The 12,392-nt window shown below is 55.0% G+C and carries 15 protein-coding genes and 1 riboswitch; of the genes, 11 read left to right on the forward strand and 4 right to left on the reverse strand.

Features of this window, described 5'->3' with window-relative positions; genetic code table 11:
- The first annotated feature begins 8 nt into the window (after positions 1-8).
- The 7 genes from ABIE48_RS29430 (at position 9) to ABIE48_RS29460 (ending at position 5,832) form a co-directional block, all read left to right on the forward strand.
- Positions 9-611 (forward strand): CGNR zinc finger domain-containing protein, encoded by a 603-nt coding sequence (locus ABIE48_RS29430; RefSeq protein WP_192716031.1) that lies wholly within the window; start codon positions 9-11, stop codon positions 609-611.
- A gap of 535 nt (positions 612-1,146) precedes the next feature.
- Positions 1,147-1,533, forward strand: coding sequence for a VOC family protein (locus ABIE48_RS29435; protein ID WP_089549216.1), 387 nt, complete (start codon positions 1,147-1,149; stop codon positions 1,531-1,533).
- A 74-nt stretch (positions 1,534-1,607) separates the two neighbouring features.
- A riboswitch (TPP riboswitch) is annotated at positions 1,608-1,720 on the forward strand.
- A gap of 217 nt (positions 1,721-1,937) precedes the next feature.
- Complete coding sequence (locus ABIE48_RS29440) at positions 1,938-2,990, forward strand: ABC transporter substrate-binding protein (protein WP_192716032.1); 1,053 nt, start codon at positions 1,938-1,940, stop codon at positions 2,988-2,990.
- Positions 2,991-3,044: 54 nt separating this feature from the next.
- On the forward strand, positions 3,045-3,338 hold the full coding sequence (locus tag ABIE48_RS29445; protein ID WP_076172706.1) for a thiamine-binding protein: 294 nt from the start codon (positions 3,045-3,047) through the stop codon (positions 3,336-3,338).
- Complete coding sequence (locus tag ABIE48_RS29450) at positions 3,335-4,093, forward strand: ABC transporter permease (protein ID WP_145027022.1); 759 nt, start codon at positions 3,335-3,337, stop codon at positions 4,091-4,093. The genes ABIE48_RS29445 and ABIE48_RS29450 overlap by 4 nt, the downstream gene beginning before the upstream one ends.
- Before the next feature lie 30 nt (positions 4,094-4,123).
- Entirely contained in the window at positions 4,124-4,936 is an 813-nt protein-coding gene (locus ABIE48_RS29455) for an ABC transporter ATP-binding protein (RefSeq protein WP_192716033.1), read from the forward strand.
- A 41-nt stretch (positions 4,937-4,977) separates the two neighbouring features.
- Positions 4,978-5,832 carry a TatD family hydrolase gene (locus tag ABIE48_RS29460; protein WP_192716190.1) on the forward strand — a complete coding sequence of 285 codons (855 nt, stop codon included), beginning with the start codon at positions 4,978-4,980 and terminating at the stop codon, positions 5,830-5,832.
- A 78-nt stretch (positions 5,833-5,910) separates the two neighbouring features.
- Here the strand turns inward: ABIE48_RS29460 and ABIE48_RS29465 are convergent, their stop codons facing one another.
- Positions 5,911-6,366: an SRPBCC domain-containing protein gene (locus tag ABIE48_RS29465; protein WP_354520209.1), complete on the reverse strand. Its 456-nt coding sequence runs from the start codon at positions 6,364-6,366 to the stop codon at positions 5,911-5,913.
- Positions 6,367-6,460: 94 nt separating this feature from the next.
- On the opposite strand from ABIE48_RS29465, the gene ABIE48_RS29470 reads away from it, so the two are divergent.
- Together ABIE48_RS29470 and ABIE48_RS29475 are read left to right on the forward strand one after the other, a co-directional pair.
- Positions 6,461-7,165: a VOC family protein gene (locus ABIE48_RS29470; protein WP_354520211.1), complete on the forward strand. Its 705-nt coding sequence runs from the start codon at positions 6,461-6,463 to the stop codon at positions 7,163-7,165.
- A 55-nt stretch (positions 7,166-7,220) separates the two neighbouring features.
- A complete protein-coding gene (locus ABIE48_RS29475) occupies positions 7,221-7,670 on the forward strand; it encodes a nuclear transport factor 2 family protein (RefSeq protein ID WP_192716035.1) in 450 nt (149 codons plus the stop codon).
- A 103-nt stretch (positions 7,671-7,773) separates the two neighbouring features.
- Here ABIE48_RS29475 and ABIE48_RS29480 read toward each other — a convergent pair whose 3' ends face one another.
- Entirely contained in the window at positions 7,774-8,589 is an 816-nt protein-coding gene (locus ABIE48_RS29480; protein WP_192716036.1) for a hypothetical protein, read from the reverse strand.
- Between the two features lie 258 nt (positions 8,590-8,847).
- Complete coding sequence (nfsA, locus tag ABIE48_RS29485) at positions 8,848-9,591, reverse strand: oxygen-insensitive NADPH nitroreductase (protein WP_192716037.1); 744 nt, start codon at positions 9,589-9,591, stop codon at positions 8,848-8,850.
- Positions 9,592-9,840: 249 nt separating this feature from the next.
- On the opposite strand from nfsA, the gene ABIE48_RS29490 reads away from it, so the two are divergent.
- Positions 9,841-10,503, forward strand: a complete 663-nt coding sequence (locus ABIE48_RS29490) for a histidine phosphatase family protein (RefSeq protein ID WP_354520214.1) — start codon at positions 9,841-9,843, stop codon at positions 10,501-10,503.
- 127 nt (positions 10,504-10,630) lie between these two features.
- Here the strand turns inward: ABIE48_RS29490 and ABIE48_RS29495 are convergent, their stop codons facing one another.
- Entirely contained in the window at positions 10,631-11,671 is a 1,041-nt protein-coding gene (locus ABIE48_RS29495; RefSeq protein ID WP_192716038.1) for an NAD(P)-dependent alcohol dehydrogenase, read from the reverse strand.
- A 325-nt stretch (positions 11,672-11,996) separates the two neighbouring features.
- Here ABIE48_RS29495 and ABIE48_RS29500 point away from each other — a divergent pair, with 325 nt between their 5' ends.
- A complete protein-coding gene (locus ABIE48_RS29500) occupies positions 11,997-12,380 on the forward strand; it encodes a MerR family transcriptional regulator (RefSeq protein WP_145027036.1) in 384 nt (127 codons plus the stop codon).
- Positions 12,381-12,392 lie beyond the last annotated feature (12 nt).

The raw sequence follows: 12,392 nt of genomic DNA on the forward strand, positions 1-12,392 counted from the left end.
GACGCATCATGGATAAATCCCCTTCCCGCAATGTGCTGGGAGGCGCCCTGTGGATCAATCTCGCCAATACGGTGCGTATGCGGGAGCACCGGGTCACGGATATGCTGGAGGAGCCAGGTTATTTAGACGAATGGCTCCACGATAATGAATTGCACGGCTTGAACAATACCGCAGGGGCAGCTTCAGCTGTGACGCGGGAAGACCTGCTGCCCGAACTGCTCCGTCTGCGCGGCGTGTGCCGGCTCGTCCTAGAAGACCTGGACCATGGTGGCACCTTGTCGGATGAGGCATTCGCCGCCATGGAGGCCGAAGCTTCGCGGTTAGACGTGGCGCTTCGGGCTGAGCGGGATGCGCAGGGCACCCCCCTTCTCATCACCTACGGGCAAACCGCCGTCCAAGGCGTGCTGTACCCCATCGTCCGCTCCCTGTTCGAGACGCTGGCAAGCGTATCTTCGGACCGCATCCGGATCTGCGAGCATGACGACTGCATCCTGCACTTTGTGGACACCTCCAAGAGCGGCAAGCGGCGCTGGTGCAGCATGGACACTTGCGGCAACCGCCATAAGGCGGCCGAATTTTATGCGAAGAAGAAGCAGCAGCGCAGGAACTAAAAAAAGCCTGGGATCGTCTGATGGACATCCCGGGCTTTTTTTAGTGGTTCTATTTCTTTGCTGACTGCCCTTCATTTATATGGCGGACACTCAGCAGTTTAGCTCCTTTGTCCAACGACTTGTATGAGTATGTCGATAGGTACGTTCTTCCGACCTCTAACAAGTTCCATGTGTTTTCATTATCGACTTTAATTTTAACTGGTCCTTCTTCTTTACTATGGGTTTTCTCGGCGACAATCCAATATGTCGAACCAATGAGCTGCTTATCGAGTATCGTTATGTCCCCTCCGCCATACGTTGGCCCGGTACATGCTGTCAACATACACATGAAAAGCCATGCTGCAATTATTTTTTTCAGGACCCTCTCCCCCGTTCCTGACTATTTCAATACCTAACGATGCCACCAAACAGTCTATAATTTATAAACAATGATATTTACATAAAGTTGCCTTACAACTCGGATTTAAATGCTATAATGGCCTTAATTTAGGGCAAACCCATTACTTATAAGTACTATGAAAAGGAGCTCATACATATGGCTAATAAACGTTTGGATCATGTCGGCATCGTCGTACGGGATTTGGAGTCAACCATCCGATTTTATACCGAGATCGTGGGCCTGGAGCTGAAAGGCCGGCTGACGCACACCAACGGCGTGTTCCAGCTGGCGTTTCTCGGCTTCGGGGGCAGTAACGAGACGGAAATCGAGCTCATTCAAGGCTACAGCTACGACCTGCCGGCCGAAGGCACGGTGCACCATTTTGCGATCCATGTCGACGATATTCAGAAGGAATTCGAGCGGATTCAGGCGCTCGACGGCGTGGAGCTGATCGATCAGGAAATCGTGACCCTGCCGAACGGATACCAATATTTCTTTATCTATGGTCCGGAAAAAGAATGGATCGAATTTTTCCAGAGATAATCTGGAATCGGGCGAATGTCTGGACACCCCCATGGGGATGGACTATAATATGGGAGGAAAACAACCCGAAAACCTTATAGAATCCGGGGTGCTGGAATTGGCCGGCTGAGATTGTATCCCTTTAAGATACTGACCCTTTTAACCTGATCTGGGTAATGCCAGCGTAGGAAACCGTTTGCCACGGCATACAAGCCGTGCTGATCTTGCGCATATGAAGCGTCCCGTTTACGGGGCGCTTTTTTCATTCATACTAGTGAAAAACGGGATTACGCCTTGCGAATGCTTATGATTCAGTCACTCAGATCGGCTTACGATTCTAAATATAACGGGGAGAGGGGATCACCGGTCGATGCTTCTACAGAGAGAATATAGAACGGCCGGATATCGAAGGAGAGAGAAAAGCCATGAAGAACAAATCGATCGGCTTGCTGCTGCTGGTCTGCATGCTCGTACTGGCGCTTGCCGGATGCGGCGGCAGCCAGAACAATACGGGCGGCGGAGAAGGAACATCCGCTTCCGACACCACGGCAGGCCAGGACAACACCGCAGCGAAGCCGCTGAAGGACGTCAAAGTCGTCCTCGACTGGACGCCCAACACGAATCATACCGGACTCTACGTCGCCAAAGATCTGGGCTACTATAAAGAGGAAGGATTGAATGTCGAAATCGCGCAGCCGGGCTCCACGGGCGCCGACGCCATGGTCGCTTCCGGCAAAGTGCCTTTCGGCGTAAGCTATCAGGAGAGCGTGACCCAGGCCCGCACGCAGGGCGTGCCGCTCGTCTCGATTGCGGCGGTCATCCAGCACAACACGTCGGGCTTTGCCGCGCCGGTCGACCGGGGAATCAAGACGCCGAAAAATTTTGAAGGTAAAACCTACGGCGGCTGGGGCTCCCCTGTGGAAGAAGCCGTTATGGGCTCCATCATGGAGATCGACAAGGCGGACGTGAAGAAGGTGAAAATCGTCAACATCGGCGACGCCGATTATTTTACCGCCGTGAAGCGGGACATCGATTTCGCCTGGATCTTCTACGGCTGGACCGGTATCGAGGCGAAGCTGCGCGGCGAGCCGCTGGACATGCTGTATGTCAAAGATTATTCCGAGAAGCTGGACTACTACACGCCGGTTCTCGTAACGAACGAGAAGCAGATCAAGGACGACCCTGAGCTGGTTAAAGCGTTTATGCGCGCGACCGCCAAAGGCTACCAATACGCGATCGACAAGCCGGAAGCAGCCGCTAACCTGCTGCTGAAGGACGTGCCGGACCTCGATAAGCAGCTGGTGATCGAAAGCCAGAAATGGTTAAGTCCTAAATATCAGGACGACGCAGCCCGCTGGGGCGAGCAGAAGGAACAAATCTGGAAGGGCTATTCCGACTGGATGTACGAGCACAAGCTGCTGGACAAGCCTCTGGACGTAAAGAGCGCGTACACGAACGACTTTTTGCCGGAACAGTAAGCCGCATCTAACCTAAAATACATGTAATCTTATCAAGAGAGGAAGTAGATTCGCATGGCCAATACGCTGTTAAGCATTCAGGTAATCCCGAAGACGCCGGGCAACGAAGATTCTTACGCCTACGTCGACCGCGCCATTGAGGTCATTCAGCAGTCCGGCGTGAAACATGAGGTTCATCCGCTGGAAACGACGATGGAGGGCGAGCTGGAGGAGCTGCTGGACGTCGTGCGCAAAATGCATGAAGCTCTGGTTGCCGCAGGCAGCCCAAGTATCATCTCCCAGGTCAAAATCGCCCATAATCCCGGCGGAATCAGCATGGACAAACTGACGGAGAAGTACCGTCCATGAGAAGCTGGTGGAAAAACGTATGGCCGCCCCTCGTGGCGGTCATCTTCTTTTTGCTCGTGTGGCAGCTGCTGACCTCCCTGTTCCATATTGAACAATGGATTTTGCCTGCGCCGAGCGACATCGCCCGGGAAGCCGCGGCCGCTTCCGGCGGCTTGTGGGAGCATGTGTGGGCCACGCTGAAGCTGACCGTATTCGGCTTCGCCATCGGAACCGCCATCGGGTTGGTCATCGCACTGATTCTGCATTTGATTCCGTTTTTGAAGCAGGCGCTGTATCCGCTGCTCATTCTAAGCCAAAATATCCCGACCATCGCCCTCGCCCCCCTGCTGATGATCTGGTTCGGCTTCGGCCTCCTGCCCAAGCTGATCGTCATCACGCTCGTCTGCTTTTTCCCGGTGGCGGTCGCCGCCCTGGGCGGCTTGAAGCAGACCGATCCCGTCATGATGAACTACATGCGCATGGTCGGGGCGGGCAAAGGCCAAATCTTCGCCAAGCTGGAGCTGCCCCACGCGCTCCCTTCCATCTTCTCCGGCATTAAAATCGCCGCCACCTACAGTGTCATGGGTGCGATTATCGCCGAGTGGCTGGGGGCCGACAAGGGCATCGGCTATTATATGATGCTGCAAAAATCGGGCTACCGCACCGACCGCATGTTCGTGGCGATCATGATCATCGTCGTGCTGAGCCTGCTGATGTTCGGGCTGATTGCGCTGCTCGAAAAATGGTTCGTCCGCTGGAAGCCGAAGCAGGGCTAGCGGGCCTGGCCGGAAAGGAGAAATACCGTGATGAATAAAAAAACCGCGCCCGCGCTGGAGATCGTCTCCGTCAGCAAAAGCTTCAAAGAGAAGCGCCGGACGCTGCCGGTACTCAGCGACATCTCGCTGACCGTGGGCCAAGGCGAATTCGTGTCCATCATCGGACCGTCGGGAAGCGGCAAGAGTACGCTGCTGCACGTGATCGGCGGGCTGACCCGCCCGGATGCCGGCACCGTCCGGATGAACGGCGCCGAGGTGACTGGGCAGCAGGGGCATATCAGCTACATGCCGCAGCAGCCCGCCCTGTTTCCTTGGCGGACGATCGAGGACAATGTGCTGCTGGCCCAGGAGGTGCACGGCCCCGTCAGCCGTGAGGCCCGTGAGGACGCGCGGCGCTGGCTCGCCAAAGTCGGCCTGGCCGGCTTTGAGAAGGCGCATCCGCATACGCTGTCGGGCGGCATGCAGCAGCGGGTGGCCTTTCTCCGCGCGCTGCTCAGCCCGCAGGAGCTGATGTGCCTGGACGAGCCGTTCAGCGCGCTCGATGCGCTGACCCGCAGCGACATGCAGCGCTGGCTGCTCGACATTTGGGAAGAGAACCGCCGCTCGGTTCTCTTCATTACGCACAACATTGAGGAGGCGCTGCTGCTCTCGAGCCGCATTTACGTCTTCTCGAGCCGGCCGGCCGCGGTGCTGCACGCCATCGACGTGCCGTTTCCGCGCCCGCGGCGCGAGGAAGTGACGGAGGCTCCCGAGTTTCTGCAGCTGAAGCGTCAGCTGAGCGAATGGATGCGCGAGGAGCAGCGAAAAATGCAGGCTGCACAGCAAGGAGGTTCACGCCAATGAGTAGCAACCACAGCGAAGTAAACCCCGCAATAGGCCAAGAGATGGTCCTCGACCGGGCAGCAGCGGCATCCGCATCGCCGTCGGAGGCGAACCTGCCGCCGCTCGCGCCCTTGATCGATGCCCATATTCATCTCGATACTTATAAGGAGCACGAGACGCAGGCGCTGCTCGGGAGTCTGAAAGATGCAGGCGTCGCAGCCGTCATCGGCGTGTCCATGGATTGGGTATCGAGCCAAGCCAATCTGAGGCTTGCCCAGGCTTGGCCCGGGCAGGTCTATCCCGCCTTCGGCTTCCATCCCGAGCAGCCGCTCCCTGCTGACCGCGAGATCGACGCGCTCTTCGGCTGGATGGCGGAGCATGTGGATGACATGGTCGCCGTCGGCGAAGTCGGCCTGCCGTACTACTCGCGGCTGGAGGCTGCCGAAGCCGGACTTCCATGGGATAACGGGCCGTACGAGGCGCTGCTTGAGCGCTTCGTCCGTTTTGCCCGGGACCATAACAAGCCGATCGTGCTGCATGCCGTGTACGAGGATGCGGATATCGCCTGCGATCTGCTGGAAAAGCACGGCGTCTCCCGCGCCCATTTCCACTGGTTCAAAGGATCGGCGGACACCGTGCGGCGCATGGCGGATAGCGGATATTACGTCTCGTTTACGCCGGATATCGCCTATGAGGCGGAAATCCAGGAGCTCGCGCGACGGTATCCCGCCTCCCAGGTGATGACCGAGACCGACGGGCCTTGGCCGTTCGAAGGGCCGTTCGCCGGTCAGATGACCCATCCCAACATGACCGCAGAGGTGGCCTCGGTATGGAGCAGCATTTGTGGCGTCCCCCTGCCGGAAGCCAGGGCGCTGCTGCATGCCAATGCCTGCCGTTTTTACGGCCTTCCGCGCTAAATCAAAAAAGGGTCTGCCCGCTACGGACAGGCCTTTTTCTTTTCCCTCTCCAAATTCAATTTCACCTATCTTCGGGTGTTATCCGCCAACGAGTGCCTCTCCGGTTTCAAGCAGCGTCTTTAAGCCTGAAAGCACGATCGGAAATCCCCTTTCAACAATTTTTGCGGTTTCAGCGGCTTGGTCCAGTTCATCATGCACAACGGTGACGAGGGTTACGCCCATAAGGTCTTCATGTGAACCGATCTCCCACGTAATGCGTATCGGGGGCTCGTGTTTCGCCCCCGGAAACGCAACATACCGCCAACTCATCACGAGTTTACTCGGAGGATCAATGTCGAGAATGATTCCTTCCGCCCTCTTCTCTTCCCCGTTCCATAGTTCGAATGGGGACTCGATTTGCCAATCGGAACGGAAGGCGCAATGGTGCCAAAATTTTGACGTCTTGACCGGATCCGTAATCGCTTGCCAAACCTGCTCGGGGGTTGCCTTAATCGCGATCCGACTTACATGACGGGGGTAGTTTTCCATTTTCATTTCACGCTCCAGTTCAAAAAAATGTTTTGTTTCGCTTGACACGTTACTTTTTGGTAACATATGATGAGGGTATCATAAGTGACTTTATAGTCACATGATAGCGCAAATGGATTTGTTTGTCAGCCGGCGGCATGCAAATCGCATAAAAAATGAATGGGAGCTGATCTTCTATATGACTGAACAGATGATGAACACTCCACAACATGAGGTAGACCGCCTTGATGAGGCAGGGATTCCGCCTATGCAGCTGCATCACATTGGGTTTAAAACGGCAAGGTTTCTGGAGATGCGGGCGTTCTATCGCACCTTCCTCGGGGTCACACCGTCCCTGGAAGTGGAGGGTATCGGTGGTTTTTACACCTTCGATCTGGCTCACCATCGCCTGGTCCTCTTTCATGATCCCGCATGTATCGAACAGGTACCCGCAAGCGCGGGCATGCATCATGTAGCATTCATCTACAGCATTGACGATCTCATGCGGACGTACCAACGTCTGAAACACAAGGGGCTGCTGCCGTACATGGCGATGAACCATGGTCCAAATACGTCATTCTATTACCGCGATCCTGACAACAATGCCCTGGAACTCCAAGTCGACAACTACGGACCTGACTTGCTCAAGGGTCTGGAAGCCATGCGCGCGCTTCAGCAATGTTCCAATCCCGTCGAAGCACTCGGAGTCATGGTGAATCCGGAAACCTTTTTGAAAGCCTGGCAGGAGGGAGCAACACTCACGGAGTTACACGAACGTTCCTACGCGGGCGAATTTGCCGAAGGTACACCTTCGATCCCAATATAAAGGCTGAGTTGTCGGAGAAAAAAGTGCACTGTAAACACAGAGGAGGATAAAAGCAATGAGCAGCATTCAGAGTATTGTTGATCGCTTCGAGATCGAAGCGCTGCGCGGCGAGTTCACCGACTCGGTGATGATGCGCGACCCCGACCGTCTAGCGTCCTTGTTCACAGAGGATGGCGTGTGGCGGATTCCGGGTGCGGGCGTTGAACTTACCGGCCGGGAGCAGATTCGCGACGGAAGCAAGCGGCTGCAAAGCCAGTGGGACTTTTTCGTGCAAACCACACACCCGGGCACGATCCAGATCGATGGCGATGCCGCGGCCGGCCGTGCCTACATCTCTGAGCTCGCCCGCCTGCAAGACGGCAGGAGCGGACTGAACTACGCCGTGTACCATGACCGCTACCAGCGCACAGAGGACGGCTGGAAGTTCGCCGAGCGCGTCTACGAGGTCAGATACCTCGACACCACACCGCTTTCGGGATCGGCGCAAATCGAATCACATGAGTAGAAATCGATGTTCCCGGCGCCCCGCTGCGGGGCGCCAGCTTTTAAAGTGCAAGTATCCATTCGGGGCGGATTGGCTGATCAAGGGTTGAAGGTGATGCCTCGTCTTAATACAGCTTCTGCTTGTTTTCAATCCGCTTGGTATCCAGATTCAGTTCCTGATAATAGATCATGTTCTTGTCCACCTTGGTCACGTTGAAGATAACGCCGGTCTTCCGGGACGTTTCGGGACCCTTCACCACTGTGACGGTCTCAGCGAACACCTCGTCCGGATCCGGCACGGCTTTCAAGGAATCTACACTGATCTGGCTTCGGTACGTATTCGGATGCTTATCGAAATACTCCGTAGACCGAATCAGCCTGCCATCCTCGTCCCATCTGGGCTCGCCAAAGGTGTTCAGCACAGCGTAGGGCTTCAAATCTCCGGTATAGTAAAGCTCCGATTTATAGCGGTCGGGATTGCGGCTCGTTACCCGGGTGACGATAAAGTAAGGCCCGGTAGGGCTTAGGGATACGCTTGACTCCTTGGCGCTGTATGTATGCTTGATGACGAGCTTTTCCGTTTTCGCCTGATAGTCTCCGAAATAAACCTCGAAGCTGCTGCTGGCCGTCGATTTGATATATACGTATTTTTGGGTGAGCCGGGAATAGCTCAAGCTTTTCACCGTCCCCGTGTTCGTCAGGGCCTTCATCTGATCGGCAAAAGAGGCGTTACTCCCCTGAACCCCCTGCTCCGCTGGTCCAGCTGCCCCACCTGATGAATGACCATTCTCCGCATTGTCAGGCTTACCTGCCTCCTCACCGGCGCTGATGGGAGCGGGAGTCCTTCCAAGGCCGTCATTCAAGCCGCCCGGTTCCGTGCAACCCGCCAATGCCAGAAGCATACAGCATCCCGGCAGTACCATTTTGAATCTTGTCCGCATGTATGGCTGCTCCTTTTCCATAATAATCATTTCTATAATCTTTCAATCTGGGATAAGCGATTATAAGCATTATAGAGACCCCTGCTTGTCTATAAAAGAGTGGCTCCGTTACTTTTGGATGAAGGTTTTGTCACCATTCCTAAGTTATTTACCCAGGAAAAGGAAAATTGGCACAACAGACGCAATAAAAAAAAGAAACCTGCGCTTTTTAAACGCAAGCCTCTTTTTTATCATAATCGAGTTACGGCGGCTGCCGGTTTATTTTTTCATAAAGCCTTTGCCGCTCAAAAACTCCCGCATATGCAGCCGGATTGGCTCGGCCAAACGATCGGCCATAATCTGTGACCATGGCGTATCCCGCTTGCCGCCGGTCCGCTCGGACAGGTAGCGCTGCATCGTTTGGTCATATGCCTGCACCGGCTCCTGAATCCGCTCCTCCTGGTAACCGTTGCGGTGCAGAACCGCCTCCACCGGCAGACGCGGACGAATGCCCGGCTCCTGATCCGGCACACCCAGGCACATGCCGAATACCGGGTAGACAAGCTCCGGCAGGTTCAGCAGCTCGGACAATTCGGCGATCCGGTTACGGATGCCGCCGATATAGACGATGCCAAGCCCGAGCGATTCCGCGGCGACCGCCGCCGTCTGGGCCGCCAAGGCCGCATCGACCGTGGCCACGATAAAATTCTCCGTCGAATCCACGTACGACTCCCGGCCGGCCATGTGCCCGGCGGTGACCTGATCCAAACGGTGCAAATCCGCGCACCAGATCAGAAACACCGGGCATTCCTCGATATAGGCCTGATTGCCGGCTAATTCGGCCAGCTGCTTCTTCAGGACCGGGTCCGTGGCCGCGATAACGCTGTAGGCCTGAACATTGCTGGAAGTGGAAGCGCACTGTGCCGCAGAAATGATCTCGTTCAGCTGCTCCTCCGTGACCGGTTCATTCTTGAACTTGCGGATGGAGCGGTGGTTTTTTATTAAGGATATAACCTCGTTCATCAGTCATACATCTCCTAACGCGAGTGGTTATTGTCTAGCCGCCTCATGACTTGTACCGCACCTGCAATCGCGTGAATACAGGCAGACATGGACCCTTTTATTATAAACCAATCCTCGTCCTTTCAAAAAATTGATGCGCTGTGGCTTCCCCTGTTCTATTTTTCATAGAAATCCATTAGAGTGTATTTAGATAAATATCTAATTTCACTTATGCTAAATCAATTATTGTTTGTTAATCACGTTAACGATTTGAACCGCAACACTAACTGTCTATGCCAAGGAGGTCCCTTCATGAATCCGATTGCCACCAGCACCACCTTTTATCTCGTCCGGCACGGCGCCAAGGTCCGCGCCATAGGCGATGTCCCGCTTTCCCCCGAGGGAGTACTGGAAGCCCGTCAGACCGCCCGGCATTTAGGCCGGCTGCCCCTGGCCGCGATTGTGTCCAGCCCGCTCCGGCGGGCGGCGGACACGGCCGGATATATCGCTGAAGCGTCCGGCCTTCCCGTGCACACCGATGTGCGCCTGAGGGAGCGCGCCAACTGGGGCGACCTTCCCGGCCAAACCTTCGAAGCGTTTGTGCGCATGTGGGAACGATGCACGAACGACCGGGATTACGTCCCACCCGTTGGCGACTCCGCGCGGCAGGCCGGCGACCGGCTGTCATCGCTGCTGTTGGAGCAGGCTTTGCAGCATCCGGGCCAACATCTCGCCTTGGTCACCCACGGCGGACTGATCACGGATTTTCTGCTCAATGCCTTTCCCGAGAGCGAGCTGAACCGATGGCATCCCTCCTTTGTCTCCAGGCAGAGCGAGCTGGTGCCGGAGTGCTCGATCACGACCGTCCTGTCCGGCGGGCAAGGCGGGTTCGTTCTGGCCGGGTTCGCCTCCATCCAGCATCTTCAGAAGTAACCGGCAGCACAAAGCCCCGGCAGGGGGATTGTGGCAAAGCCCCTGCCAGGGCTCAGAGGGATCCGTCCATGAAGCGCATGGCGATCCGTTATCTGTTGAGCGAGTTCCACATCGAAACATGGCTTCATTACAGTGTAGCCATATCAATGACGAACCGGTACCGCACGTCGCTGCGAAGGACGCGTTCATAAGCCTCGTCGACTTGGCCGGCGCGGATCACCTCAATTTTAGGAGCAATGCCGTGCTCCGCTGAGAATTCAAGCATCTCCTGCGTTTCCCGAATGCCGCCTACGAGCGATCCGGCAATGCTGCGGCGGCCCATAATTAAGGAGAACACGTTGTACTGATCCGGCTTGCCCGGTGCACCGACATTAACAAGCGTACCGTCGACGCGAAGGAGCGATAGATACGCATCAACGTCAAGATTCGCGGATACGGTGTTCAGGATGAGATCGAAACGGCCGGCGAGCGTTTTGAACGTATCCGGATCTCTGGTGGAAAAGTAATGGTCTGCGCCGAAGCTCCGGGCTTCGTCTTTTTTACCCATGGAGCGGCTCAAAACCGTGACTTCCGCACCCAGGGCATGCGCATATTGGATCGCCAGGTGGCCGAGTCCGCCCATCCCCAAAATGGCTACTTTTTTGCCGGGACCAGCGTTCCAATGCTTCAATGGGGAATACGTGGTGATGCCGGCGCAGAGCAGCGGGCTTGCCTCGCTTAACTCCAGACCTTCCGGGATCCGGACTACGAATCTTTCCGTAACGACGATCTTTTGGCTGTACCCTCCATAGGTCGGATTGCCGTCATAGTCCAGCGAATTATAGGTCTGAACGACGCCCTTCGTGCAATACTGTTCTTCCCCCATGAGGCAGTATTCGCACGCCCCGCACGAGTCGACAAAGCAGCCCACGCCAACGCGGTCACCCACCGCAAATTGGGTTACTTCCGAACCTACGGCCGCTACGATGCCGGCGATTTCATGACCGGGAACCATCGGGAATATCCCTCCGCCCCACTCATCGTAGGCACTATGTATATCCGAATGGCAAATACCGCTGTAACGAATATCGATTAAAACGTCGTCCGGCCGCAGCTCTCTCCGCTCAATCGTTGTTTTTTCAAAAGGCTTTTTTGCGCCTGGGGCGCTGAGCACGCGTGTTTTACACATGTCTTATCACTACTCCTTTACTCATGGAATTGGATTGCTTTATTGGATTGCATGTTTAGCATAAATCTTAAAGTTCACTTTAAGTCAAGGGTGTTTTTCCATCACTTAAGAGACCACGATCCTTTGACATAAACACTTACTATTCCTGAGTTCTTTACGCAGATTTCGCTCAGCATCCTCTGTTTTTCATATTGTGTTCCGTTTTCTCCCACAACCTGCTACCTGCCCCATCGGCCTTCGATCCATCCAGCCGCTCATTTCAGTTACTTCTGAACACCACTTATGCTAAAGTTAACTTTAACAACAAATACAGAGGGGTGTATCCATGAACAGTATAAAAGAGGTCACGCAGATGACTGGAATATCGGCTTCCACGCTCCGGTACTATGAAAATGAAGGCTTGCTCCCTCATGTCAAACGCGATGAGAACGGAAAACGCCAATACGATGATGAGGACCTGGAATGGGTCCATTTCATTACCGCACTTCGGGCAACGGGCATGCCAATCGTGCAGATACAGAGATATGTCCAGTTGTATCAAGCGGGCGATTTCACCATTTCGGAACGTAAAGCGATGATGCTCCAGCATAAAAAAGATATTGAAAACAAAATAGCCGATCTCTACCATAATTTGGATAAAATCAATTATAAATTGGCGCTGTACGACGTGCTCGAAGCTCAAAGGAATCATGCGGACATTAAAATTTAACCGAACCGGGCC

The sequence above is a fragment of the Paenibacillus sp. OAE614 genome (assembly GCF_040546645.1).
GTDB classification, from domain to species: domain Bacteria; phylum Bacillota; class Bacilli; order Paenibacillales; family Paenibacillaceae; genus Paenibacillus_AQ; species Paenibacillus_AQ favisporus.